The sequence below is a fragment of the Pseudomonas sp. LAMO17WK12:I10 genome (assembly GCF_900215185.1).
Lineage (GTDB): Bacteria > Pseudomonadota > Gammaproteobacteria > Pseudomonadales > Pseudomonadaceae > Aquipseudomonas > Aquipseudomonas chlororaphis.
On record NZ_OBDX01000006.1, the window covers coordinates 154,435 to 177,871 of the forward strand.

Annotated in this window: 23 protein-coding genes; 8 read left to right on the top strand and 15 right to left on the bottom strand. The window is 65.2% G+C overall.

Annotated features, from left to right (window positions below):
• Positions 1 to 77 precede the first annotated feature (77 nt).
• The 4 genes from CRO75_RS09595 to CRO75_RS09610 all read right to left on the bottom strand — a co-directional run bounded on the left by CRO75_RS09595 (position 78) and on the right by CRO75_RS09610 (position 4,515).
• The gene (locus tag CRO75_RS09595) at positions 78 to 956 is read right to left on the bottom strand and encodes a DMT family transporter (protein WP_097135084.1); all 879 of its coding nucleotides are present in this window, start codon (positions 954 to 956) and stop codon (positions 78 to 80) included.
• Positions 957 to 1,059: 103 nt separating this feature from the next.
• A complete protein-coding gene (locus tag CRO75_RS09600; RefSeq protein WP_097135085.1) occupies positions 1,060 to 1,875 on the bottom strand; it encodes a sugar phosphate isomerase/epimerase in 816 nt (271 codons plus the stop codon).
• A 2-nt stretch (positions 1,876 to 1,877) separates the two neighbouring features.
• A complete protein-coding gene (locus tag CRO75_RS09605) occupies positions 1,878 to 2,933 on the bottom strand; it encodes a Gfo/Idh/MocA family oxidoreductase (RefSeq protein WP_097135086.1) in 1,056 nt (351 codons plus the stop codon).
• 805 nt (positions 2,934 to 3,738) lie between these two features.
• On the bottom strand, positions 3,739 to 4,515 hold the full coding sequence (locus tag CRO75_RS09610) for an IclR family transcriptional regulator (RefSeq protein WP_097135087.1): 777 nt from the start codon (positions 4,513 to 4,515) through the stop codon (positions 3,739 to 3,741).
• 207 nt (positions 4,516 to 4,722) lie between these two features.
• Between CRO75_RS09610 and CRO75_RS09615 the strand changes: the two genes are divergently transcribed.
• Positions 4,723 to 6,450 carry an FAD-dependent oxidoreductase gene (locus CRO75_RS09615; RefSeq protein WP_097135088.1) on the top strand — a complete coding sequence of 576 codons (1,728 nt, stop codon included), beginning with the start codon at positions 4,723 to 4,725 and terminating at the stop codon, positions 6,448 to 6,450.
• Between the two features lie 330 nt (positions 6,451 to 6,780).
• Here the strand turns inward: CRO75_RS09615 and pcaG are convergent, their stop codons facing one another.
• From pcaG to pcaQ, 3 genes are all read right to left on the bottom strand, one after another.
• Positions 6,781 to 7,386 carry a protocatechuate 3,4-dioxygenase subunit alpha gene (gene pcaG / locus CRO75_RS09620; RefSeq protein ID WP_009045754.1) on the bottom strand — a complete coding sequence of 202 codons (606 nt, stop codon included), beginning with the start codon at positions 7,384 to 7,386 and terminating at the stop codon, positions 6,781 to 6,783.
• A gap of 10 nt (positions 7,387 to 7,396) precedes the next feature.
• Positions 7,397 to 8,116 carry a protocatechuate 3,4-dioxygenase subunit beta gene (pcaH, locus tag CRO75_RS09625; protein ID WP_009050995.1) on the bottom strand — a complete coding sequence of 240 codons (720 nt, stop codon included), beginning with the start codon at positions 8,114 to 8,116 and terminating at the stop codon, positions 7,397 to 7,399.
• A gap of 103 nt (positions 8,117 to 8,219) precedes the next feature.
• Positions 8,220 to 9,149, bottom strand: coding sequence for a pca operon transcription factor PcaQ (gene pcaQ / locus CRO75_RS09630; protein ID WP_097135089.1), 930 nt, complete (start codon positions 9,147 to 9,149; stop codon positions 8,220 to 8,222).
• Between the two features lie 139 nt (positions 9,150 to 9,288).
• On the opposite strand from pcaQ, the gene CRO75_RS09635 reads away from it, so the two are divergent.
• Entirely contained in the window at positions 9,289 to 10,185 is an 897-nt protein-coding gene (locus CRO75_RS09635) for a neutral zinc metallopeptidase (protein ID WP_007928902.1), read from the top strand.
• On the top strand, positions 10,185 to 11,162 hold the full coding sequence (locus CRO75_RS09640; RefSeq protein WP_097135090.1) for a hypothetical protein: 978 nt from the start codon (positions 10,185 to 10,187) through the stop codon (positions 11,160 to 11,162). The genes CRO75_RS09635 and CRO75_RS09640 overlap by 1 nt, the downstream gene beginning before the upstream one ends.
• A gap of 45 nt (positions 11,163 to 11,207) precedes the next feature.
• On the opposite strand, the gene CRO75_RS09645 is transcribed toward CRO75_RS09640, so the two are convergent.
• The 3 genes from CRO75_RS09645 to CRO75_RS09655 form a co-directional block, all read right to left on the bottom strand.
• Positions 11,208 to 11,801, bottom strand: a complete 594-nt coding sequence (locus CRO75_RS09645) for an HAD family hydrolase (RefSeq protein WP_097135091.1) — start codon at positions 11,799 to 11,801, stop codon at positions 11,208 to 11,210.
• Positions 11,798 to 12,667 (bottom strand): acyl-CoA thioesterase II, encoded by an 870-nt coding sequence (gene tesB, locus CRO75_RS09650; protein WP_007928905.1) that lies wholly within the window; start codon positions 12,665 to 12,667, stop codon positions 11,798 to 11,800. Before tesB ends, CRO75_RS09645 begins: the two co-directional genes overlap by 4 nt.
• Positions 12,668 to 12,768: 101 nt before the next feature.
• The gene (locus CRO75_RS09655; RefSeq protein ID WP_009045759.1) at positions 12,769 to 13,338 is read right to left on the bottom strand and encodes a GNAT family N-acetyltransferase; all 570 of its coding nucleotides are present in this window, start codon (positions 13,336 to 13,338) and stop codon (positions 12,769 to 12,771) included.
• A 74-nt stretch (positions 13,339 to 13,412) separates the two neighbouring features.
• Here CRO75_RS09655 and CRO75_RS09660 point away from each other — a divergent pair, with 74 nt between their 5' ends.
• Together CRO75_RS09660 and CRO75_RS09665 are read left to right on the top strand one after the other, a co-directional pair.
• Complete coding sequence (locus tag CRO75_RS09660; protein WP_053262777.1) at positions 13,413 to 14,333, top strand: histone deacetylase; 921 nt, start codon at positions 13,413 to 13,415, stop codon at positions 14,331 to 14,333.
• 1,015 nt (positions 14,334 to 15,348) lie between these two features.
• Complete coding sequence (locus tag CRO75_RS09665) at positions 15,349 to 16,590, top strand: TIGR03862 family flavoprotein (RefSeq protein ID WP_097135092.1); 1,242 nt, start codon at positions 15,349 to 15,351, stop codon at positions 16,588 to 16,590.
• A gap of 178 nt (positions 16,591 to 16,768) precedes the next feature.
• On the opposite strand, the gene CRO75_RS09670 is transcribed toward CRO75_RS09665, so the two are convergent.
• A complete protein-coding gene (locus CRO75_RS09670; protein WP_097135093.1) occupies positions 16,769 to 18,103 on the bottom strand; it encodes a DEAD/DEAH box helicase in 1,335 nt (444 codons plus the stop codon).
• A gap of 214 nt (positions 18,104 to 18,317) precedes the next feature.
• On the opposite strand from CRO75_RS09670, the gene CRO75_RS09675 reads away from it, so the two are divergent.
• Positions 18,318 to 18,773 carry a hypothetical protein gene (locus tag CRO75_RS09675; protein WP_092420661.1) on the top strand — a complete coding sequence of 152 codons (456 nt, stop codon included), beginning with the start codon at positions 18,318 to 18,320 and terminating at the stop codon, positions 18,771 to 18,773.
• Positions 18,774 to 18,842: 69 nt separating this feature from the next.
• Here CRO75_RS09675 and yedA read toward each other — a convergent pair whose 3' ends face one another.
• Positions 18,843 to 19,757 carry a drug/metabolite exporter YedA gene (gene yedA / locus CRO75_RS09680; RefSeq protein ID WP_087091905.1) on the bottom strand — a complete coding sequence of 305 codons (915 nt, stop codon included), beginning with the start codon at positions 19,755 to 19,757 and terminating at the stop codon, positions 18,843 to 18,845.
• Positions 19,758 to 19,918: 161 nt separating this feature from the next.
• Here yedA and CRO75_RS09685 point away from each other — a divergent pair, with 161 nt between their 5' ends.
• Positions 19,919 to 20,371 carry an Lrp/AsnC family transcriptional regulator gene (locus CRO75_RS09685; RefSeq protein WP_007930752.1) on the top strand — a complete coding sequence of 151 codons (453 nt, stop codon included), beginning with the start codon at positions 19,919 to 19,921 and terminating at the stop codon, positions 20,369 to 20,371.
• 124 nt (positions 20,372 to 20,495) lie between these two features.
• Here the strand turns inward: CRO75_RS09685 and CRO75_RS09690 are convergent, their stop codons facing one another.
• The 3 genes from CRO75_RS09690 to CRO75_RS09700 form a co-directional block, all read right to left on the bottom strand.
• Positions 20,496 to 21,107 carry a 3'-5' exonuclease gene (locus CRO75_RS09690; protein WP_053281051.1) on the bottom strand — a complete coding sequence of 204 codons (612 nt, stop codon included), beginning with the start codon at positions 21,105 to 21,107 and terminating at the stop codon, positions 20,496 to 20,498.
• Between the two features lie 32 nt (positions 21,108 to 21,139).
• A complete protein-coding gene (locus CRO75_RS09695) occupies positions 21,140 to 21,619 on the bottom strand; it encodes an NYN domain-containing protein (protein ID WP_062824504.1) in 480 nt (159 codons plus the stop codon).
• Positions 21,620 to 21,755: 136 nt separating this feature from the next.
• Positions 21,756 to 22,538, bottom strand: a complete 783-nt coding sequence (locus CRO75_RS09700; RefSeq protein WP_007929140.1) for a DUF2076 domain-containing protein — start codon at positions 22,536 to 22,538, stop codon at positions 21,756 to 21,758.
• Positions 22,539 to 22,718: 180 nt separating this feature from the next.
• Between CRO75_RS09700 and CRO75_RS09705 the strand changes: the two genes are divergently transcribed.
• Positions 22,719 to 23,378, top strand: coding sequence for a membrane protein (locus tag CRO75_RS09705; RefSeq protein ID WP_007929142.1), 660 nt, complete (start codon positions 22,719 to 22,721; stop codon positions 23,376 to 23,378).
• Positions 23,379 to 23,437: the final 59 nt, after the last annotated feature.

Here is a 23,437-nt window from a genome sequence, read left to right on the forward strand (position 1 = left end):
AGGCCCGGTTCCGGGCCTGCTTTTTTCTCCCCCCTTCTCTCAGTCGATACCGGTTGTCCCCCCGCTGCCAACGCCACTCAGCGCTGCCGCTGTTGCCAGGCAGCCGCCAGGCCGCTGAGGCAGATCACCGCGATGCCCAATTGGGTGATCGGCTGCGGCGTATGGCTGAACAACAGCCAGCCCAGCAACCCGGCGAAGACGATCTGGCAATAGCCGAACGGCGCCAGCAGCGCCGGCGCCGCGTGGCGGAAGGCCTGGGTCAGGAACAGGTGGGCGGTCATGCCGCAGGCCCCCAGCGCCAGCATCAGCGCGCCATGGACAAAGCTCGGTACCTGCCAGAACAACGGCACCAGTGCGCTCATCACCAGGGTGTTGCACAGGCCGGCGAAGAAGTTACTAGTGGTCGGGCTGTCGTGCTCGGCGAGCTTGCGGGTCAGCAGTTGGTAGAAGCAGAAAAACAGCGCCGAGCAGAACGGCAGCAGCACCGCCGGGGTGAACAGGTCGCCACCCGGGTGAACGATGATCAGCACCCCGATAAAACCGCAGATCACCGCCAGCCACTGGCCCTTCGTGACCCGCTCGCCCAGCAGCGGCACCGAGAGCGCGGTGACCAGCACCGGCGCCAGGAAGTTGACCGCCGTGGCTTCCGCCAGCGGGATAAACAGCAGCGCCGAGGTGAACAGCAGGCTGGTGCCGAGCAGGCACAAGGCCCGCGCTATTTGCAGCAACGGCCGCTTGGTGCGCAACACCCGCAGGCCCGATTGCGGCAGGAAGATCCCGGCCATCAGCAGGGTATGAACCAGGTAGCGGGCCCAGACCACCATCATGATCGGATAGAACCCCGAAAGGTATTTCGACAGGGCATCGTGACTGGCGAACAGGAAGGTCGCCACGACGACCAGCAGGATACCCTTGAAGGGCTGGTTGACACCGGAAAGGGGTGTGCTGAGGGTCATCCGCGGGGTCTCTCAAGATAGGGTTTGTTTGTAGAAAAACAGCTTCGCGGGCAAGGGCTGGGCGCCCAGTCCTTGCCCGCGATAGGGCTATCTGGGCTATCCATTAAATCCTGGCCAACAACGCCCGGGTCTTGTCCAGGGCCATCTGTGCCCGCTCCAGGGCGCTGACGCCCTGCTCGAGCAATTTCACCGTGGGGATCTCCAGGCTCAACGGCAGGTTGGCCGGCAGGCAATGCAAGAGCCCCGCCAGGTCGCAATCGCCATCCCCGGGAAAACGCCGTTCGTTGCGGGCCTGGCGCAGGATCTCCTGCATATCGTCCGGGCGCGGACCGACCACGTCGCATAGCTGGGCATAACGCAGCCGCGCCGGCGCGACCTTTGCCAGATCCTCCAGGCGCGAGGCCGAGCGATCGAAGTGGAATGCGTCCACCAGCACCGCGGCGTTGTCGCGACCGGCGTTCTCCACCACCCGCACCGCCTGCTGCAGGTTGCGTGCATCGGTCCAGGGCATGAACTCCAGGTGCGGGTGCAGGCCGTAGATCGACGCCAGGTCGCACAGTTCGGCGAAGCGCTCGGTCATGCGCGCCTCGTCGGGATCGTTGCCGGCCACCAGCAGCTCGCTGGCGCCGAACTCCGCGCCGACCGCCAGCACCGCCTCGAAATCCGCGATCCGGGTGTGCGGCTCAAGCCGCAGGATCTCCACATCCAGCACACCGACGCCGGTGTCGCGCAGGCGGCTGAGGGTCTGTCGGCGCAGCTCGGCATCGGCCACCAGGGCAAAGTGATGCTCCTGCGGCGTCGCCGGCACCAGGCGCAAACCGACGTGGCTGTAACCGGCACGGGCCGCCACCTCGACCATCTGCGGCGGCGAGATCTCCAGCACCGTGAGGCTGGCCAGGGAAAGAATGCGTTCACTCATGCTCATCCCTCGATCGGCGCCGGGGCACAGGCGCGACCGGTCGCCGCCGCTTCACGGATCGCCTCGATCAGCGCCAGGGTCCGCGCCGCATCGGCCACGCTGACCAGCGGCTCGACCTCGCCTTGCGCCACTTTGACGAAATGCTGCAACTGCAGGCGCAGGGCCTCGGCAGCAGTGAAAGGCTCCTCGACCGCCAGCAGCGGCTGATGCCAGCCGGCGCCGGCCTCGGCGTACTGCCAGCGCTTGAGTTGCGGAATGCTCAGGGCGCCACCGGTGCCAGCCAAGAGGTAGCACGGCTGGTCGGCCTGGCGCGGGTACACCGGGTTCTCGCCGGAATCCAGCTCCCAGCTCCAGGGCGCCGCCACGGCGTCGGAACCGGTCAGGCTGCCCAGGGCGCCGTTGGCGAATTGCAGCAGGACGGCGGCGCAATCCTCGTTGGCAAAACCGCGCACCGCGTTGCTGGTGACGGCCTGCACCTGATGCACCTCGCCGCACAGATGACGCAGCAGGTCGAGGTCGTGAATCAGGTTGGTCAGCAGCATCCCGGCCCCGGGCTCGCGACGCCAGGGAATCTCGAAATAGCTGTCGGGCTTCTGCAATTGCCAGAGCGCGGTGACCGTGGTCAACCGGCCCAATGCCCCGCCCCGCACCAGCGCATGGGCACGGACGATCAGCGGGTTGTGCCGACGGTGATGGCCCACCAGCACGGGAACACCGCTGCTTTTCACCGCGGCCACCAGTTCGCGCGCTTCATCCAGGTGCACGCCGACCGGTTTCTCCAGCAGCACCGGCACACCGGCCGCCAGGCAATCCAGGGCAGTGCCGACGTGCAGGTTGTTCGGGTTGGCGACTATCACGGCGTCGGGGCGGGCCTGTTCGAGCATCAGCCCATGGTCGGGGTAATACGGCACCTGCCACTGCGCGGCGATCCCGGCGGCTTGCGGGCCGGGGTCGACCACGGCACAGAGTCTGGCCTCGGTGAGGGTCTTGAGGTGCTGGTAATGCTGCTGGCCCATATTGCCGACGCCGATCAAGGCAATGCGCAAAGGCGAGTCCAAGGCGGGATCCTCTTGTGATTGTTATGGGAACGCGAAATTTCAATTATTTAGAACTCGGTTCCAATTTCATACAAGAGCAAAACGAAATAGTGTCCGATCAGCGAACAGCTTTAAGGCTTAAGATCGCAAAGGCCCTGCAAGCCTTATCGCAGACTGCGCCAGCGCCTACAGAAAACGAGGAAACCCTGTAGCCGCTGCCGAGCCCCGCGAGGCTGCGATCGGGCGCGCAGCGGCCGCAAAACAGACGACCGTATTCGGCCTGCCCCACCGCAGTGGCCGGTTTTGCGGCTCCTGCGGAGCCGATCGCAGGCTGCGCCAGCGGCTACAGAAAACGGGGAAACCTTTGTAGCCGCTGCCGAGCCCCGCGAGGCTGCGATCGGGCGCGCAGCGGCCGTAAAACAGGCGACCGCGTTCAGCCTGCCCCACTCGTAGTGAGCGGTTTTGCGGCTCCTGCGGAGCCGATCGCAGGCTGCGCCAGCGGCTACAGAAAACGAAGAAACCTTGTAGCCGCTGCCGAGCCCCGCAAGGCTGCGATCGGGCGCGCAGCGGCCGTAAAACAGGCGACCGCGTTCAGCCTGCCCCACTCGTAGTGAGCGGTTTTGCGGCTCCTGCGGAGCCGATCGCAGGCTGCGCCAGCGGCTACAGAAAACGGGGAAACCCTGTAGCCGCTGCCGAGCTCCGCGAAGCTGCGATCGGGCGCGCAGCGGCCGTAAAACAGGCGACCGCGTTCAGCCTGCCCCACCCGTAGTGAGCGGTTTTGCGGCTCCTGCGGAGCCGATCGCAGGCTGCGCCAGCGGCTACAGGGTCAGCTGAAGAGCTCGGAAGCCTGGCTGGCGGCCGAGAGTTCGTCGGTGAACTTCAACAGCAGCGGCGCCAGTTCATGCAGGCGCGCCAGCGGCATGCGCGCGCTGGGGCCGGCGATACTCAGCACTCCGACCACCCGGCCGTCGACCGGATGACGCACCACCGCGGCCACCGCCGAGGTGCCCACCGCCGAGCTTTCCTCGACCCAGGCGTAACCCTGTTCCCGAGCCAGGCGCAGGCGTTCGAGCAGTTCGATGTTCGAGCGCGGCGCGTTCGGGCCCAGGTCCGCGGGGATCTCGGCCGCCTGGCGCTCCACCAGCGACAACGCCTCGGCATCGCTCAGGCAGGCCAGCCAGGCATGCCCGGAAGCGGTGTAGAACAACGGCGCCTCGCGCCCCATGTCGGGGTCGTAGCGCAATCCGGAACGGGCGCCCTGGGACTTGGCGATCCAGGTCTGGCGCTCATCCTCGATCACCCCGAGGCGCACCAGCTCGCCGGTTTCCTGGGCCAGTCGGTCGAGCACCGGCTGGACGATATCCGCGCCGCTGCTGGAGAGGTAGCGAAAGCCCATGGCCACCAGCTTGGTCGACAGGTGATAACGCAGGCTGTCCGGGTTCTGGCGCACGTAGCCCAGGCGGATCAGCTCCGCCAACAGCCGGTGGGTGGCGCTTTTGGGGATGCCCAACTGCTCGGCCAGGGTCTGCATCGGCAGGCCCCGGGGGTCGCTGGTAAGACTTTCCAGAACGCTGAAGACGCGCTCGATTTGACTGCCGGCCATGGTCGGGTCCAGACGAAATTTGGCCGATTCTAGTGACAACCGGCGCAATGGGAAACACCGCGGCCTCGTTCGATAACCGCCCATAAAAACCTCGGCACGGCGCAGATGATCCTGCCCTCGCCTTGCTGCCGACTATTCGACTCCGTATATTTTTTGGAATCAAGTTCCAAAAACAATAATCGTTCGTTTAGCGGAGTTGCTTCTTCCATGCCTGCCACCGCCTCCCTGCACCACCCCGATATCGATTGCGACGTGCTGGTCGTCGGCTCCGGCGCCGCCGGCCTTTCGGCGGCCGTGACCGCGGCCTGGCATGGCCTGAAAGTCATAGTGGTGGAGAAAGACCCGGTGTTCGGCGGCGCCACCGCCTGGTCCGGTGGCTGGGCCTGGGTACCGTGCAACCCGCTGGCGCGACGGGCCGGCATAGTCGAGGACGTGGAACTGCCGCGCACTTACCTGAAACACGAACTGGGCGAACGCTACCAGCCAGCTATGATCGACGCCTTCCTCGAAGCCGGGCCGCGCATGGTGTCGTTCTTCGAGCGCCATACCGCGCTGCAATTCGCCGACGGCAACGCCATCGCCGATATCCACGGCGATACGCCGGGCGCCGGCACTGGCGGACGCTCGGTGATCGCCGCGCCCTACGATGGGCGCGAGGTCGGCACGCTGCTCAAGCGCCTGCGCAAGACCATGCGCGAAACCTCGTTCATCGGCATGCCGATCATGGCCGGCGCCGACCTGACGGCCTTCCTCAACCTGAGTCGCTCGCTGCCGGCGGCCTGGCACGTGAGCAAACGCGTCGCTCGCCACCTGCGCGACCTCGTCACTCACCGCCGCGCCCTGCAACTGGTCAACGGTGTGGCGCTGGTGGCGCGCCTGGCCAAGTCGGCGCAGGACCTTGGCGTACTGCTCTGGGAATCGGCGCCGGTCACCGAATTGCTGCGCGACGGCGACGCGGTGACCGGGGCGATTGTCAGCAGCGCCACCCGGGGGCCCATTCGTATCCGCGCCCGCAAAGCGGTGGTGCTGGCGGCCGGTGGCTTCGCCAACGACATCGAGCGGCGCAAGGCACTGTTCCCACGCACGCCCACCGGCCACGAGCATCTGGCCCTGCCGCCGCTGGCGGTCTCGGGCGACGGCTTGCGCCTGGGGGAAAGCGTCGGTGCCAGGGTCGATACCGACATGGAATCCCCCGTGGCTTGGGCCCCGGTTTCCGCGGTGCCCTACCAGGACGGCAGCCGCGGGCATTTCCCGCACATCATCGAGCGCGGCAAGCCGGGGATCATCGGCGTCTTGCGCAACGGCCAACGCTTCGTCAACGAAGCCGACGGTTACTACGACTATGTGCGAGCGATGGTCGCGGCGGCGCCCGAGGGCGAAGAAGTGGCGTCGTGGCTGATCTGCAGCCACGGCTTCCAGCGCCGCTATGGCCTGGGCATCTCCCGGCCCTTCCCGGTGCCGATGACGCCCTTTATCCGCAGCGGCTACCTGAAGCGCGGCGAGAGCATCGAGGAACTGGCCCAGGCCTGCGGCATCGAGGTGAACGGCCTGCGTGCCACCCTGGCGGAATACAACCGGCATGCCCGACAAGGCCAGGACCCGCTGTTCGGCCGGGGCTCGACGCCCTACAACCGCAAGCAGGGCGACCCGCGCCAGCAACCCAACCCGTGCGTGGCGCCCATCGAACAGGGGCCGTTCTACGCGGTGAAAGTCCAGCCGGGCTGCTTCGGCACCTTCGCCGGGCTCAAGGTCAACCCCCACGCCCAGGTGCTCGACGGCCAAGGCCAGGCCATCGCCGGCCTGTACGCCGCCGGCAGCGACATGGCCAGCATCATGGGCGGCCACTACCCCGCCGGCGGTATCAATCTCGGCCCGGCGCTGACCTTTGGCTACATCGCCGGTCGGCACATCGCGGGCGCCAGCGCTTACGAATAAGGCGGCAATCAACTTCGAAAAGGGTGTGGTTCTTGAGATCGCTTGAAGGCCCTGCGGACCTTATCGCAAGCTGCGCCAGCGGCTACAGAACGCACGTAGCCCTTGTAGCCGCTGCCGAGCCCCGCGAGGCTGCGATCGGGCGCGCAGCGCCCGCAAAACGGGCGACCGCGTTCAATCTGCCCCACCGCAGCGGCCGGTCTTGCGACTCCCGCGAAGCCGATCGCAGGCTGCGCCAGCGGCTACAGAAAGCATGGAATCCCTGTAGCCGCTGCCGAGCCCGCGAGGCTGCGATCGGCTCCGCAGGAGACGCCCGCGGTTACGGATGACAGATCAGAAATCGAAGAACACCGTCTCCCCTTCCCCCTGGATGCGGATATCGAAGCGGTACGCCCGCTGCCCATCCACGTCACAGGGATGCGCCAGCAGGGTGTCGCGCCGCTGCGGCTGCTCGATCAGGTTCAGCACCGGGCAGGCGGCGTTGGCTTCCGGCTCGTCGGCGAAATACAGGCGCGTGTGCAGGTGGATGTTGATCCCCCGGGCGAACAGCGCCACGTTGATGTGCGGCGCCATCGGCACCCCGGCGGCGTTGTTCACCACGCCCGGCTTGACCGTGTGCAGCGTCCACTCGCCGGCATCGAAGGTGGTGGCCGTGCGCCCGAAGCTGTTGAAGGCTTTCTCCGAATCGAACACAGGGTCGTAGACGCCCTCATGGTTGGCTTGCCAGAACTCGAGGAATGAGTCGCGCACCAGATGGCCGTTGCCGTCGTACACATGGCCGATCAGCAGGATCTTTTCCCCCTGGGCGTCGGGCCCGGCCATCCGGTTCCAGATCTCGTCGCTGCGGGTCGGGTTGCCCGCGGCGGCCAGCGCCAGGCCGATGTGCACATAAGGGCCGGCCGTTTGCGAAGGGGTTTCGGGCAGCAATTGGATAGGCATGGCGGGCTCCTCAGCAATTCTCGAAGTGGGTCTTGCGCTGGCCGCGCAACACGATGTCGAAGCGATAGGCCAGGCAGTCCATCGGGTTGGCACTGCTCATGTCCAGCCGCGCGATCAGGCTCTGCACCGCTTCCGGATTAGCGATCGACTTGACGATCGGGCACAGCGGGATCAGCGGGTCGCCCTCGAAATACAGCTGGGTGATCAACCGCGTGGCGATCGACGGCCCGCTGATGGAGAAGTGAATATGCGCCGGGCGCCAGTCGTTCGGGCCGTTGCGCCACGGGTAAGGGCCGGGCTTGATGGTACGGAAGCTGTAGTAGCCGTCACGGTCGGTCAGGGCCCGGCCGACACCGCCGAAGTTCGGGTCCAGCGGCGCCAGGTAGCGGTCGTTCTTGTGCCGGTAGCGACCACCGGCGTTGGCTTGCCACATCTCCACCAGGGTGTGGGGAATCGGCTGGCCGTACTGATCGCAGACCCGGCCGGCGACGATGATTCGCTCGCCCACCGGCAAGCCGCCGTTATTGAAGTTGAGCAGCAGGTCGTTATCGAAACGCCCGGTCTTCAGATGGGAGAAATCGGGGCCACTGGTTTCGCTCAGCGATTGCGGAATGCTCACCAGCGCCTGGCGTGGCGAACGGGCCACGGAGGTCTTGTAGTCGGGGGTCAGGGCCTTGGGATGCCAATTACGGTCACGGATAACGAAACGACTGCTGTCTGCATCAGACATGTCGGTCTCCTGTTGTTTGATTTATGGAGCGCAGCCCGCGCAGTTTCAAACAACGGCAGCCCGACGACTATTGAAAAGCCCCCTCAAGAACATAACCAAACGGTTAGGGATAACGTCCCTCGCGATAGGCCTGCCCGACCTCCCGCAGCACCTCCACGCACCATTGCGCCGCCAGCGACAGCGGCAGGCTGGCGTTGCTGGAGATGCCCACCGAGCCGCCCGGCTCGCGCTGCCCCAGGTCGATCTCGCGCAGCTCGCCATTGGCCAGGTCCAGGCGCACCGCATCCAGCGGGGCGATCCACAGTGCATCGCTGGACAGCGCATAACGCCGGCTCAGGGCCACCGAGAGGGTTTCCAGGCGCTGGCGCGACTGGCTGATGCCGCACTGCACGAACAGGCTGTCGGCGAACTTGCGAATGGTGGTGCCGGCCAGCGGCAGTACCAGCGGATACTGCTCCAGCGCATGCCGATCCAGCGGCCCGTGCAGCAATGGATGATCGGGGCGCGCCACCAGGGTCATGGACTCGCTGTACAAATGCTCGAAGCTCAGGCCCTGGATCTGTGGGCTGTCCGTCATGCGCCCGACCACCAGGTCGACATCGCCGACCCGCAACTGCGACAGCAGGTAGGCGCTGGGGCCGGTGAGCACGCTCACCACCAGCGCCGAATGCCGTTCGTGCAGGCGCCGCACCACCTCCGGCAACAGCAGGCTTTCGGCGGTCGAAAGTACACCCAAGCGCACCACGCCGGCGGCATATTCGCCGCCACGCAAGGTGTTCACTCCCTCGCGCAGGGCCTGCACCGAGGGCCCGGCGTAACGCAGAAAGGCCATGCCGGCCTCGGTCAGGCTGAGCCCGGCCTTGCTCCGGGCGAACAGCCGGGTGTCGAGCAGTTCTTCCAGTTCCTTGAGGGTTTTCGACATCGCCGGCTGGCTTACCGCAAGCACATCCGCCGCCCGCGCCAGGCTGCCCTGGCGAGACATTTCAAGAAAACATACGAGGTGACGGAATTTGATGCGGGTATCGATGTTCAAAGGAGGCCCCGGATGTGTCGCGACAGGATCGATGCGGCTGCGGGCAATGGTAGCGTGCATGCAAAAGGCTGACGACCGGACTGGCGTCTGCCCTACTCACCAGCAACACTGATCAGCAAATTAGAACGAGGATTCACCCATGCTTTGGAAAAAAGGACGGCGCAGCGACAACGTGGTGGATGCTCGCGATGACAGTGGCGGCGGTGGAGGCGGCGGTCTGCGCTTTGGCGGCGGCAAGGGCCTGAGCCTGACCGCCATTATCCTGATCGTCGGCATCGGCTGGGTCACCGGCCAGGACCCGTTGCAAATCCTCGGGCAGCTCGCCGGGCAGATGGACCAGTCCTCGGCGCCCGCCACCACCCAGCAGACCCGCCAGGCGCCGCCGGCCAACGACGAGCAGGCGGAATTCGTGCGCTCCATCCTCGGCGACACCGAAGACACCTGGGGCCAGATCTTCCAACAGGCCGGACGCGCCTATCAGCAACCCAAGCTCATCCTGTTCCGTGGCCGGGTGAACTCCGCCTGCGGCTCGGCGACCTCCGCCACCGGCCCGTTCTATTGCCCGGCCGATCAGCAGGTGTACCTGGACATGGACTTCTTCCGCGAGATGGACCAGCGCTTCTCGGCCGCCGGCGACTTCGCCCAGGCCTACGTGATCGCCCACGAAATCGGCCACCACGTACAGACCCTGCTCGGCGTCTCGGCGAAGATCCAGGCGGCCCGCCAACAAGGCCGGCAGATGGAAGGCGACGGCGGCCTGCTGGTACGCCAGGAACTGCAGGCCGACTGCCTGGCGGGTGTCTGGGCCAACCATGCGCAGAAACGCCTGAACTGGCTGGAGCCAGGGGATATCGAAGAGGCCCTGAACGCCGCCAACGCCATCGGTGACGACCGCCTGCAACAGCAAGGCCAGGGCCGCGTGGTACCGGACTCCTTTACCCATGGCAGCTCGGCGCAACGGGTGCGCTGGTTCAAGGCCGGTTTCACTCAAGGCCAAGTCGGCCAGTGCGACACCTTCGCGGCGAAGAGTCTGTAATGCGCCGGGTACTGGTGCTGCTCACGTTATGGATGATCTGCGCCGGCGCGCAGGCAGCGGAAAATGGCGTCAAGACGATCAGTCCCGCGCGGCTGAACCTCGAAGGCGGCGAACTGGCCATCGGCCTGAGCCAGGACTGGCAGCGGCCGCTGCCCGAGGTCCAGCGGGCGCTGATCATCGTCCACGGGCGCCTGCGTAATGCCCAGACCTACCTGCAAAGCGCCGAACAGGCCGCCAGCCAGGCCGGGCAAAGCGCGTCCACCCTGGTGGTCGCCCCGCAGTTTCTCAACCAGAGCGATATCGAGCGTCACCCACTACCCGGTTCGCTGCTGCGCTGGCAGGGCAATGACTGGATGGCCGGCGAGCCGTCCAGCGGGCCCAGGGCGGTCAGTTCCTATGCGGTGCTGGACGCGATCATCACGCGGCTGAGCGATCGCCAGCAGTTCCCGGCCCTGACCGAGATCGTCATCGCCGGCCACTCCGGTGGCGCCCAGGTGGTGCAGCGTTTCGCCCTGCTCGGCCAGCACCATCCGGGCCTGGAGGATGACGGCATCAAGCTGCGCTACGTCATCGCCAACCCGTCGTCCTATGCCTACTTCGACGAGCAGCGCCCGGTGAAGGTCGATGCCGGCGCGTGCCCCGGTTTCAACCACTGGAAGTACGGCCTGCTCAAGCTGCCGGCCTACGCCGCCGGCCAGACCGCGCAGCAACTGGAACAGAGCTACGTCAAGCGCGATATCACCTACCTGCTGGGCAAACAGGACACCGACCCGCACCACCCGGCGCTGGACACCAGCTGCGCCGCCGAGGCCCAGGGCGCCTACCGCTTGATTCGCGGGCACAACTATTTCAACTACCTGAAACAGCGCCATCCCCAGGGATTGCAACAGCAATTGATCGAAGTGCCCGGGGTCGGGCATGACGGCGACAAGATGTTCACTTCGCCCGAGGGGCAGAAGGCATTGTTCGGCCAATAAGCTCGGCCAATAAACAGCGTGAGATCAGCAAGCTCGCGATGGATCTCAGGCCAAAAGCATCTGCTTCAGGACCACGCAATCCTCGGCATGCCAGTCGGCCAGCTCCGGCCACGGGTTATCCGGCAGGTTGACCAGCACCGTATGGGTGCCCGCCGCGCGACCGCAGTCAAGGTCGAAGCGGTAGTCGCCGACCATCACCATCTCGGCGGGCGCCACCGCCCAGGTCGCGGCCAGCTTCAGCAAGCCGCCCGGGTGAGGCTTGGGTGGCGCTTCGTCGCGCCCCAACACGTCTTCGACGGCAAAGCAGTCGGCCAGGCCGATGGCCTCTAGGGTGATATGGGCCAGCTCCCGCGCATTGCGGGTCAGTATGCCCAGGCGATAGCCCCGCGCCGCCAGCTCCCGCACCAGCTCCACCGCCCCCGGCGCCGGGCGCGAACCCAGCGCCAGGTCGCGTTCGTGCTCCAGCAGCCAGGCGTGTTTCGCCGCGGCTTCGGCGGCGGGCAAAGCCGCGAGGTGGGTCAGGATGTCGTGCTCCGGCGGGATCCCCAGCGCTTCGCGGATGGCCGCAAAATCATGCACGGCCACCGTCAGGGTGCCGTCCATGTCGAACACCCAATGCCGAACCTCGGCCAGGCTCATGCCCAGTCCTTGCGGTGGCGGATCAGGCCTTCCTGGGTCACCGACGCCACCAGCTGGCCGGCGCGGTTGAACACGCTGCCACGGGAGAAACCGCGGGAATTGCCGGCCCACGGGCTGTCCATGGCATACAGCAGCCAGTCGTCGGCGCGCAGGTCGGCATGGAACCACAGCGCGTGGTCGAGGCTGGCGACCTGCATGTCCTTCTGCCACACCGACTTGCCGTGGGGCAGCATAGAGGTGGTCAGCAGGCCGAAGTCCGAGGCGTAGGCCAGCAGGTATTTATGCAGCGCGGGAATGTCCGGCAGGCTGCCGTCGGCGCGGAACCAGACGTATTTGATCGGGTCCGCCGGCTGCGGGTTGTAGGGGTCTTTCTCGGTGACCGGGCGCACTTCGATGGGCTTGGGGCACAGCAGTTTTTCGCGCATGTGCTCAGGGATCAGGTGCGCGCGCTGCTGGGTGATCTCCAGCTCCGACGGCAGGTTTTCCGGGCCGACCACCTGGGGCATCGTGTCCTGGTGCTCGAAGCCTTCCTCGTCGTACTGGAACGAGGCGCTGCAGGTGAAGATCGGGTTGCCCTTCTGGATCGCCGTCACCCGGCGGGTGCTGAAACTGCCGCCATCGCGCACCCGATCGACCTGGTACACCACCGGCAACGCCGCGTCGCCCGGGCGCAGGAAATAACCGTGCAGCGAATGCACATGGCGGGCCTCTTCGACAGTCTGGCTGGCCGCGGACAGGGACTGACCCAACACCTGGCCGCCGAACAGCTGGCGGAAACCCAGGTCCTGGCTGCGACCGCGAAACAGGTTTTCCTCGATCGGTTCCAGGGTCAACAGGTCGACCAGATCATCCAACACGTGGCTCATTCAGACTCTCCTCACACAGAGCAATGCCGCGCAGTCTTCGCTGCCGCGGTCGATTCAATCGGGTTCACACACATGGGCACACTCCAGATGCCCCCGACCTGCTATCCATGCAAGGTTTCCAACCATTGTTCGCGGTTGATGCGATACAGCACATGATGACGCAGCGGATGCTCGCTGCCGAGCTTTGGGTGATCGAAATCGTCGTCCGCAGCGTGTTGCATGCCGATGGCCTGCATGACTTTCTGCGACGGCAGGTTGCTGGTGGTAGTGAAGGCGACGATCTCCTTCAGGGCCAGGCGATCGAAGCCACAGCGCAACGCGGTCCAGGCCGCTTCGCTGGCATAGCCCAGGCCCCAGTGCTCGCGCGCCAGGCGCCAGCCGATTTCCACCGCCGGGGTGAACGGCGCCTCGAAGCCCACCACGCCCAGCCCGGTAAAACCGATAAAGGCCCCGGTATCCTTACGCTCCAGCGCCCACGTGCCAAAACCGTGCTCGGCGAAATGCCCACGGATCCGACCGATCAGCGCGGCGCTTTCCAGGCGGCTCAAAGGGGCCGGAAAATAACGCATCACCTGCGGATCGGCACACATCGCCGCGAACGCCGGCAAATCCTCGTCGCGCCACTGGCGCAACAGCAGTCGAGCACTTTCGAGTTGCAGTATCGGCTCCATCGTCCCCTCCATTTCCATGCGTGCCAGTCTACATCGCTGGTAGGATCCTTTTCGGATTCCTACATGAAATTGCCATGCCACTGCCGCTGATCTACCACGACGACTACAGCCCTGAGTTCCCGGCGGAGCACCGCTTCCCCATGGACAAGTTTCGCTTGCTGCGCGACCACCTGGTGGACAGCGGCCTGACCCGCGATGCCGACCTGCTGCGCCCGGAGCTGTGCCCCAGGGAAATTCTCGCCCTGGCCCACGACCCTGGGTATATCGAACGCTATATGGCCGGCGAGTTGTCGCGGGAAGACCAGCGGCGCCTCGGCCTGCCCTGGAACGAAGCCCTGGCCCGGCGCACCGTGCGCGCCGTCGGCGGCTCGTTGCTGGCCGCCGAACAGGCCCTGGAGCATGGCCTGGCCTGTCACCTGGCCGGCGGCACCCATCACGCCCACTACGACCACCCGGCGGGCTTCTGCATCTTCAACGACCTGGCGGTGATCAGCCATTACCTGCTGGAAGCCGGTCGGGTCGGCCGGGTGCTGATCTTCGACTGCGACGTGCACCAGGGCGACGGCACCGCGCGGATTCTCGAACATACCCCGGACGCCGTGACTGTCTCGCTGCACTGCGAAAAAAACTTCCCGGCGCGCAAGGCCACCAGCGACTGGGACATCCCCCTGCCGATGGGCATGGGCGACGCCGACTACCTGAAGGTGGTCGACGATGCCCTCAATTACCTGCTGCCGCTGTACCAGCCGGACCTGGTGCTGTACGACGCCGGGGTGGATGTGCACCAGGACGATGCCCTGGGTTACCTGAAGCTGACCGACCAGGGCGTCGCCGCCCGCGACGAACAGGTGATGCGCCATTGCCTGGGCCGCGACATCCCGGTGCTGGGGGTGATCGGCGGTGGCTACAGCAAGGACCGCCAGGCCCTGGCCCGGCGCCACGGCATCCTCCACCACAGCGCGCAACGGGTGTGGACGTCATTGGGTTGCCATTGAAAAATGAGCGCCGCCGCATCATCAGGTTGTCATCAAAAAATGGGCGTCTTACCCCCAACCACTGTGGAGCCGCTTGTGGATAACCTGCGCGTAAGCCGCTGCACGCCAGGCAGTACAAGCCCTCCAGCCCGCTGCTCATTTTTCGACCAACACCTATGGCCGCTGCCGCAGGCGGCGATCGACTGGAACGCTCGCTGGCGTCGGCACTGGCGCTGGAGGTCCTGCGGACCTATCGCAGCCTGCGGCAGCGGCTACGGAAACGGGGGCCGGCCGCGTCATCAGATGGTCATCAAAAGATGGGCGTCTTACCCCCAACCGCTGTGGAGCCGCTTGTGGATAACCTGCGCGTAAGCCGCTGGAGGCCAGGCAATACAAGCCCTCCAGCCCACTGATCATTTTTCGACCAACGCCTGTAACCGCTGCCGCAGGCGGCGATCGACCGGAACGCTCGCTGGCGTCGGCACTGGCGCTGGAGGTCCTGCGGACCTATCGCAGCCTGCGGCAGCGGCTACGGAAACGGGGACCGGTCGCGTCATCAGGTTGTCATCAAAAGGTGGGCGTCTTACCCCCAACCGCTGTGGAGCCGCTTGTGGATAACCTGCGCGTAAGCCGCTGGAGGCCAGGCAATACAAGCCCTCCAGCCCACTGATCATTTTTCGACCAACGCCTGTAACCGCTGCCGCAGGCGGCGATCGACCGGAACGCTCGCTGGCGTCGGCACTGGCGCTGGAGGTCCTGCGGACCTATCGCAGCCTGCGACAGCGGCTACGGAAACGGGGGCTGTCGCGTCATCAGGTTGTCATCAAAAAATGGGCGCCTTACCCCCAATCTCTGTGGAGCCGCTTGTGGATAACCTGAGCGCAAGCCTCTGCAGCCCATGGGATACAAGCCCTGCAGAGCACTGAACGTTTTTTGATCAGCCCCCTGCATAAGCCGCTGCGGGACGCATGGAGCATTGGCGACGGGCCGGCCTCGGGTAGAATGCCCGGCTTATTCCGCCACGCCGCCGCCCGCCATGACCTTATCCCGCACCACCCTGCCCCATCACGTCGCCATTATCGGTGGTGGCCCCGCCGGCCTGATGGCGGCCGAGGTGCTGAGCCTGGCGGGCCTGCGCGTCGATCTCTACGACGGCATGCCATCGGTAGGCCGCAAGTTCCTGCTGGCCGGGGTCGGCGGCATGAACATCACCCATTCCGAGGCCTACCCGGCCTTCCTCTCGCGTTATGCCGAACGGGCCCCACAGATTGCCCCGCTGTTGCGCGAGTTCGGCAGCGAAGCGTTGTGCCAATGGATTCACGGCCTGGGCATCGAGACGTTCGTCGGCAGCTCGGGCCGGGTGTTCCCCACCGACATGAAAGCCGCGCCGCTGCTGCGCGCTTGGCTCAAGCGTCTGCGCGATGCCGGCGTGGTTATCCACACCCGCCATCGCTGGCTCGGCTGGAATGTCGATGGCAGCCTGCGCATCCACAGCCCGGAAGGCGAAAAATCGGTTCAGGCCGACGCCCTGTTGCTGGCGCTGGGCGGTGGCAGCTGGTCGCGCCTGGGTTCGGATGGCGCCTGGATGCTGCCGCTGGAGCAGCACGGCGTGCAACTGGCGCCCCTGCAACCGAGCAACTGCGGGTTTGAGGTGCAGGACTGGAGCGATCTTCTGCGCAGCAAGTTCGCCGGTGCCCCGCTGAAGAATGTGGCCATTGGCCTGAACGACGACATCCCCCGCCTCGGCGAGTGCGTGATCACCACCACCGGGATCGAGGGCAGCCTGATCTACGCGCTGTCGGCGCCGATTCGCGAGGCAATCAACAAGCACGGCACCGCCACCGTGCATATCGACCTGTTGCCGGGCAAACCCCATGACCGGATCCAGGCCGCGCTGAGCAAGCCACGGGGCTCGCGCTCCATGGCCAAGCACCTGCACAGCCAGGTGGGCATCGATGGGTTAAAAGCCGCGCTCTTGCGTGAACTGACCAGCGCCGACTGCTTCGCCGACCCGGCGCTGCTGGCCAAGGCGATCAAGGCCCTGCCGTTGACCCTGGTGAAAACCCGGCCCCTGGACGAAGCCATCAGCAGCGCCGGCGGCGTGACGTTCGAGGCCATGGACCAACGCCTGATGCTCAAGCAATTGCCCGGCGTGTTCTGCGCCGGGGAGATGCTCGACTGGGAGGCGCCTACCGGCGGCTACCTGCTCACCGCGTGTTTCGCCAGCGGGCGGGCAGCGGGGTTGGGGATGCTCGAGTGGTTGCGGGAAAAGGCCTGAACCCGGCCTACGCCCTGTAGCCGCTGCCGAGCGAAGCGAGGCTGCGAACGGCCGCGCAGCGGCCGCCAAAGCAAACGACCCGGCTTCTCCAGAAGAACCGGGTCGTTTGGTTTTACGAGGACTGCGTCCTCGATCGCAGGCTGCGCCAGCGGCTACAGGGGCGGTGTTGGCCTCTGGCTTACGGCTTGCGCTTGCGCGGCCCGGTGTTGAACGCCGGCACCTTGCGCACCGGTTTCACCGTCGGGGCTTCGGCCACTTCGCCACTGTCCACCCACTTGCCCAGGTTGCGCTTGCCGCCACCGCCGGAAGTCTTGGGTTTCTTCGGCTTTTTCGGTTTCTTGATCACCTGGCCGCTGGCGTCGGTTTCCGGCACCCGGTGCTCCGGGATGAAGTCCGGCTCGTCGTGGCGCTTGAGGGTCTGGCGGGTCAACATCTCGATGGCCGACAGCAGGTTCACTTCATCGGCGCACACCAGCGAGATCGCCTCACCGGTGGAGCCGGCGCGGCCGGTGCGGCCGATGCGGTGGATGTAATCCTCGGCGACGATCGGCAGGTCGAAGTTGACCACCAGCGGCAAGTCCTCGATGTCCAGGCCACGGGCCGCGACATCGGTGGCCACCAGGATCTGGATCTCGCTGGCCTTGAAGCGGTCCAGCGCCCGCTGGCGGGTAGCCTGGGGCTTGTCGCCATGGATGCCGTCGGCGTTCACGCCCTGGCCCTGCAGCCTTTCCACCAGCGCGTCCACACCGTTGCGGGTCTTGGCGAATACCAGCACCTGCTTCCAGCGGTTCTTGCGCAGCAGGTGGCTGAACAGCTCCGGCTTGCGCTTCTTGTCCACCGTCACCACCCATTGCTTGACGGTGTTGGCGGCAACGTTGCGCGGGCTGACTTCGATGCTCAGCGGGTCGTTGAGCATCTGCCCGGCCAGCAGGCGGATGTCATCGGAGAAGGTCGCGGAGAACAGCAGGGTCTGACGCTTTTTCGGCAGGGCGCGATAAATGTTCGCCAGCTCTTCGGAAAAGCCCAGGTCGAGCATGCGGTCGGCTTCGTCCAGCACCAGGGTCTGCAACTGGTTGAACTTCAACGCGTTCTGGCGGAACAGATCGAGCAGGCGGCCCGGCGTGGCCACCAGCAGGTCAACGCCGCCGCGCAGCTTCATCATTTGCGGATTGATGCTGACGCCGCCGTACACCGCGTAAGTGCGCAGCGGCAGGTTCTCGGCGTACTGGCGCACCGCTTCGTGCACCTGTTCGGCCAGCTCGCGGGTCGGCACCAGAATCAGGGCGCGCACTGAGTTGGCGGTGACTTTCGGCCCTTCCATGGCCAGCAACTGCAACAGCGGCAAGGCGAAGCCGGCGGTCTTGCCAGTGCCAGTCTGGGCCGCGGCCATCAGGTCGCGACCGCCCAGCACCGCCGGAATGGCTTGCGCCTGCACCGGTGTCGGGGTCTGGTAGCCAAGCGTTTCGAGGGCGCGCAGCAAGGGTTCGATCAGGCCAAGAGTGGCGAATGTCATGGGGATACCGTAGGGAAATTGTCAGCGCAGGTGTGCAATGGGCGGCAGTTTACCCTAATTCAGGCGGGTTTCTTTCGGGCTGACGAGTTGCCCCGCAACAGGTCGCCAACTGGCGGGCATGAAGAATGCGGGTGGACGCGCCTTGAGGTACGGGAGGAGAATTCAGTCCCTTTTTTCCCTATTGCACCTTTGAAGATCCAGGAGCCTGACCTGTATGGATACGCCCAACCCCTTCCAGACACCGACCGCCGAATTGCAGACCCCGGCGGCGACTGCGCCATTGCGCCTGTACAGCATCAACGCTGTCGGCCTTGCCACCTTCCTCGGCACTTCCGTGGCGGGGTCCTACATGATCGCCGCCAACCTCAAGGCGCTCGGCCGTGAAAGCGAAGTGAAGAAGGCCTGGTACATCGGTATCGGCCTGCTCATCCTGATGATGGTGCTGGGCGCGGTGCTACCGGAAAGCGTTCCAGCCGTGGTCTTCGTACTGCCACCGATTTTTGCAATGAACACCTACGCACGCCAGCTCTTCGGTCCAGTCGTTATCGAACACAAACTCAGCAAGGGGCCTTTCTTCTCGTTGTGGCGCGTCGCCGGGATCAGCCTGCTGTTCATGCTGGCCTTCGTCGTGGCGCTGATACCGCTGGTGATGCTGTTCAACCCGGCCTGATTACGGCTGGCTGGAACAAAAAACGCCGGGCAATGCCCGGCGTTTTTGATCGTGCGCCAACCGGTCACTTCAAGCGGTGGCTTCTTCCTGTATCGCGGCGGCTTTTGGCTTGCGCCACTGCGGCAGGCCAATCAACACCACGGCACTGATGATCACCACCATCGCCAGCGCCTCCTCCAGGCCGATGGTCTCGCCGACAAACACGATCCCCAGCAGCACCGCTACCGCCGGGTTGACGTAGGCATAGCTGGTGGCCGCCGCCGGACGCACATGCTTGAGCAAGTACATGTAGGCGTTGAAGGCGATGATCGAGCCGAAACCTATCAGGTACGCCAGGGCTGCCCAGCCTTCGATCGGCGGAACGGCGGCCAGTTGCTCGCCGCTCAACCAGCTACCGATCAGCAGCACCACGCCGCCCACCAGCATCTCGACGGCGCTGGCCATCGCCCCTTGCGGCAACGGCAGGTGCTTGCTCCACACCGAACCGAAGGCCCAGGCCGCCGCCGCGAACACCAGCAAGGCCGCGCCGGTCGGGCTCGACTGCAGGTTGGAGCCGAGGTTGAGCATGGCGATGCCGATCAGCCCGAGGACGATCCCGGCCCATTCCAGGCGAGTGTTGCGCGCGCCCCAGAAGTAACCGCACAACAGGGTGAACAGCGGCACCGTGGCCACCGCCAGGGCCGCCACTCCGGACGCCACGCCCATGTGTTCGGCGACAGTGACCGCGCCATTACCGCAGCTCAGCAGCAGGATGCCGATCACCCCCGCCGCCCGCCATTGCGCCCAGGTCGGCGCCGGCGCCCCGCGCCAACGCAGGAAGCCGTACATCAGGCTGCCGGCGATAACGAAACGGATGCCGGCGAGCATCAGCGGCGGCCAGTATTCGACACCGATACGGATCACCAGGTAGGTCGACCCCCAGATCACGTACAACGCAAAAAAGGCGGCAATCAGGGGCAAGGGAAAACGGCGTAGGCCAGGCATGGGGAGCTCGAAGACAGGACGAGGGAGAGGGTTATTCTAGAAAGCCGGCCGGCGGAACTTAAGTTACAAAACCTGTTTAAAGCAGCGGTACACTTTTCAAAACATGGAGATTCTGGCTATAAACCATGCTTTCGAAAGTCGCTGAGTTTGGGAGCCTTATCATGGATAAATATGACCGCATGCTCCTCGCCGCCCTGCTGGAAAATGGCCGGGCGAGCTACGCCGAGCTGGCGCGCAAGGTGAACCTCTCCGCCCCGGCCGTGGCCGAACGGGTGGCCAAACTCGAAGCCAGCGGAGTGATCACCGGTTACCAGGCCAAGGTCGACCTGGCCAAGCTCGGGCTGCCGATCCAGTGTGTGATCGAACTGCGCATGGCCCAGCACGGCAATCAGAAGGCCTACGACGAACTGAGCCGGATCCCGCAACTCACCGAATGCCAGCGGGTCACCGGCGATCCGTGCGTGATCATGCGCGCCGCCGTCGGCTCGATGCCGGAGCTGGAAGAGCTGATCAACCGGGTGGCGAAGTACGGGTTCAGCAAGACCTCGATCGTGCTCTCCAGCGCCATCGAACAGCGCGTGCCGCTGGGGCATCTGGAGAGCAACGGCAAGTGAACCCGCCCAGCACCGATCTGTAGCCGCTGCCGCAGGCTGCGATCGGCTCCTAAGGAGACGCGCTCTTGAGGGCCTCGGAAGGCTCTTCGAGCCTTATCGCAGCCTGCGGCAGCGGCTACAGGAGTCAGGCGCCGCGATGGCGCTTGAGGTGTTCACCGATCTTGGCGGCCGGCACTTTCTGCAATTTGCACAGGAAATCGTGGGACAGCTCGCGCAGCCCGTGTTTCTGTCGCAGCTCCAGCGCCAGGTGGGCGGTGAGGTTGGCGGCCATTTCCGCATCGGCCATGGCCCGGTGAGCCTGGCCGGTATGGGGCAGGCTGGCGAACGTGGTGAGGGTGCCGAGCTTGTGGTTGGGCGCCGCCGGCATCAGCCGTCGGGCCAGCAACAGGGAACAGGCGAAGTTCTGCAAGCGGGTGCGCTTGATCCGGCCGAGTTCGTAGTCCCAGAACTTCTGGTCGAACGCAGCGTTGTGCGCCAGCAGCGGCGTGGTGCCGACGAACTCGTTGACCTCGTTCATCACCTGCTCGGCCGGCGGCGCGCCGCGCAGCATGGCGTTGCTGATGCCGGTCAGTTGTTCGATGAAGGCCGGCACCCGCACGCCGGCGTTCATGAGGCTCTGGTAACGCTCGACGATGCGCCCCTGCTCAAGGATCACCACGGCGATTTCCGTGGCCCGGCAACTGCTGCTCGGGGAGATCCCGGTGGTTTCAAAGTCGATGACTGCGATGCGTTCCAAACCTGTCCAGCTCCGTACAAAAAATAGTCAGCTCAGTTTTTGAGCAGTAGCGCGCCTTCGATCGGGACGTAGCGCGTGGCCGCGCGAATCAGCGAATTGGCGGTCAGCCCCGGCACGCCATAGGCCACCGCTTCGACGCCATGCTTGCTGATGATGCGCTCGAGCAACAGGTCGAAATCGCCGTCGCCGGAGGCCAGCACCACTTCGTCGACATGGGCCGCGGCGTCCATGATGTCGATGGTGATACCCACGTCCCAGTCGCCCTTGGCCGAGCCGTCGCTGCGCTGGATATAGGGTTTGAGTTTTACCGTGAAGCCCAGGTTGCGCAGGATCTGCTGGAACTGCTGCTGCTTGCTGTCGCCCCGGTCGATCGCATAAGCGTAGGCCTCGACTATCTGTCCCTGCTGGCTGATATCGGCCCACAGGGCGGCATAGTTGAAATGGCAGCCATAGGCCTGGCGCACGGTGTAATAGAGATTCTGGACATCGGCGAACACAGCGATTTTTTTCACCGCTTATCCTCATGGCGCTCACGCGCGCGAACTGGGCCGGGACTCAACCCTGAAAAGTCGCCCAGTATGCCAGCCAGAAGGAAGGTTCCGCGAATAATCGGTCCGGGACGCTGTTGCGTTCCGGACCGATGGCGGATCAGACGAAGGAATCGTCGTCGGAAAAGAACGAGCTGTCGTCGTTGCCGTAGTCGGCATCGCTGAAACCACCCTGGTCGTTGTTGCCCCAGGAGTCGTTATTGGCCATACGCTGCTCGTCATTGCCCCAGCCACCCGCGTTGTCGCTGGCGGGCGCCGGTTCTTCCTTGATCACTTCGACGATTTCCTGCGGCTGCTGGTTGCCGTGGAACAGGCTGCTGAGGCCTTGCGCCAGCATCACGCCACCTGCCACGCCGGCGGCGGTTTTCAGCGCGCCGCCGAGGAAGCTGCTGCCAGCCGCGGCCGGAGCCTGCTGGGGTGGCGCGGCGTAGTTCTGCTGGGGATAGCTCTGTTGAGGGTAGTTCTGCTGCGGCTGCGGGTTGAACGCCGGCCGCGCCGGTTCGCGCCAGCCACCGCCGGACGAAGCCGGAGCGCTTTGCGTCGGCGCCGGCTGCGGATCGCGGGAACCGCTGCCGAAGATGCTCGAAAGGAAGCCACCACCGCTGCTGGGCGCCGGCGCCGCGGCCTGGGATCTGGCCTGCTGCAGCTCGGCCTGCAGTTGCTGGACTTGCTGGGTGAGTTGCTTGTTCTGCTCGTCGAGGCTCTTGATTGCCGCCTCTTGCACCAGAATCGCCTGGGTCATGAAATACCCGGCGGCAGGCTGCCGGGTCAGATGCTCCTTGATCCGCGCCTCGGCCTGGGCGTCGCGCGGGGCTGAATCCTTCTCGGCTTGCTGCAACCGTGAAAACAGTCCATCGATCAGGGTTTGCTCTTCGCTGTTCATGGCGACCTCTTTAGATTGCCGGTAAAAAACGGGGCCTTGTCCGTCATGCACAAGGTGCAACCAGTAATGGGGCTGCCCAGCGAGCTTTCAATGGCCTTTACCTAACGTTTACGTTTGCTCGCCCCGGGGCTGCATCGGTTAAAGTGTCCAACCGCTTTTTGTGATCTGCGATAACCACTGATGAATCCGTTAACCGTTCTGCGCGACTCCCTGTACTTCTGCCAGCGCAACCTGGGCCGTATCGTCCAACTGTGCCTGCCGCTGGTGGTCCTCGAAGCGCTGCTGCAGCAGGCGGTCGACAGCTCGCTGGGCCCCGAGGCCTTTCCCGGCTACAGCGTGATCGTCGGCCTGTTGATCTACCCGCTCTACACCGGGGTACTGATCCTGTTTCTCGATGCCCGCAGCCGTGGCGAATCGCCATTGGCCCGCGACCTGCTCGCCGCGACCGTCAGCCTGTGGCCGCGCTTTGCCCTGCTGACCGCCATCAACACCCTGCTGATCCTGCTGGGCCTGTCGCTGTATTTCCTGCCCGGGCTGTGGCTGATGGTGACCCTGGCCTTCGCCGAATACCTGCTGGTGCTCAAGGGCCTGCAACCGCTGGCCGCGATCAAGGAAAGCTTCCGCCTGACCCGCGGGCACTTCCTGCGGATCCTGGTCTGCATCCTGGCCGTGATGGCCCCGCTGTGGGTGCTCAAGGGCGCCAGCCTGGCAGCGTACCCCGAGCCGGGTCCGATGCTGTCGCTGCTGATCGAAAGCGCCCACAGCTTCCTGCAATTGTTCACCAGCGTGGTGGTATTCCGCCTGTTCATGCTGATCGGCGACTCGCCTGACCAGCAATGACCACCGGGGGCCGACCGCTCTACCCCTTGGGCCGCAGCCCCGCTCTCGGTTATGCTCGG

Bases quoted from the DNA above. Each gene is read 5' to 3' on its own strand.
- CRO75_RS09655 (WP_009045759.1), bottom strand. From the start codon at position 13,338: ATGGAGCCGATACTGCAACTCGAAAGTGCTCGACTGCTGTTGCGCCAG.
- CRO75_RS09665 (WP_097135092.1), top strand. From the start codon at position 15,349: ATGACCTTATCCCGCACCACCCTGCCCCATCACGTCGCCATTATCGGT.
- pcaG (WP_009045754.1), bottom strand. From the start codon at position 7,386: ATGCCTATCCAATTGCTGCCCGAAACCCCTTCGCAAACGGCCGGCCCT.
- CRO75_RS09635 (WP_007928902.1), top strand. From the start codon at position 9,289: ATGCTTTGGAAAAAAGGACGGCGCAGCGACAACGTGGTGGATGCTCGC.
- tesB (WP_007928905.1), bottom strand. From the start codon at position 12,667: ATGAGCCACGTGTTGGATGATCTGGTCGACCTGTTGACCCTGGAACCG.
- CRO75_RS09660 (WP_053262777.1), top strand. From the start codon at position 13,413: ATGCCACTGCCGCTGATCTACCACGACGACTACAGCCCTGAGTTCCCG.
- CRO75_RS09645 (WP_097135091.1), bottom strand. From the start codon at position 11,801: ATGAGCCTGGCCGAGGTTCGGCATTGGGTGTTCGACATGGACGGCACC.
- pcaH (WP_009050995.1), bottom strand. From the start codon at position 8,116: ATGTCTGATGCAGACAGCAGTCGTTTCGTTATCCGTGACCGTAATTGG.
- CRO75_RS09670 (WP_097135093.1), bottom strand. From the start codon at position 18,103: ATGACATTCGCCACTCTTGGCCTGATCGAACCCTTGCTGCGCGCCCTC.
- CRO75_RS09685 (WP_007930752.1), top strand. From the start codon at position 19,919: ATGGATAAATATGACCGCATGCTCCTCGCCGCCCTGCTGGAAAATGGC.
- CRO75_RS09640 (WP_097135090.1), top strand. From the start codon at position 10,185: ATGCGCCGGGTACTGGTGCTGCTCACGTTATGGATGATCTGCGCCGGC.
- yedA (WP_087091905.1), bottom strand. From the start codon at position 19,757: ATGCCTGGCCTACGCCGTTTTCCCTTGCCCCTGATTGCCGCCTTTTTT.
- CRO75_RS09675 (WP_092420661.1), top strand. From the start codon at position 18,318: ATGGATACGCCCAACCCCTTCCAGACACCGACCGCCGAATTGCAGACC.
- CRO75_RS09610 (WP_097135087.1), bottom strand. From the start codon at position 4,515: ATGGCCGGCAGTCAAATCGAGCGCGTCTTCAGCGTTCTGGAAAGTCTT.
- CRO75_RS09600 (WP_097135085.1), bottom strand. From the start codon at position 1,875: ATGAGTGAACGCATTCTTTCCCTGGCCAGCCTCACGGTGCTGGAGATC.
- CRO75_RS09595 (WP_097135084.1), bottom strand. From the start codon at position 956: ATGACCCTCAGCACACCCCTTTCCGGTGTCAACCAGCCCTTCAAGGGT.
- CRO75_RS09615 (WP_097135088.1), top strand. From the start codon at position 4,723: ATGCCTGCCACCGCCTCCCTGCACCACCCCGATATCGATTGCGACGTG.
- CRO75_RS09700 (WP_007929140.1), bottom strand. From the start codon at position 22,538: ATGAACAGCGAAGAGCAAACCCTGATCGATGGACTGTTTTCACGGTTG.
- CRO75_RS09705 (WP_007929142.1), top strand. From the start codon at position 22,719: ATGAATCCGTTAACCGTTCTGCGCGACTCCCTGTACTTCTGCCAGCGC.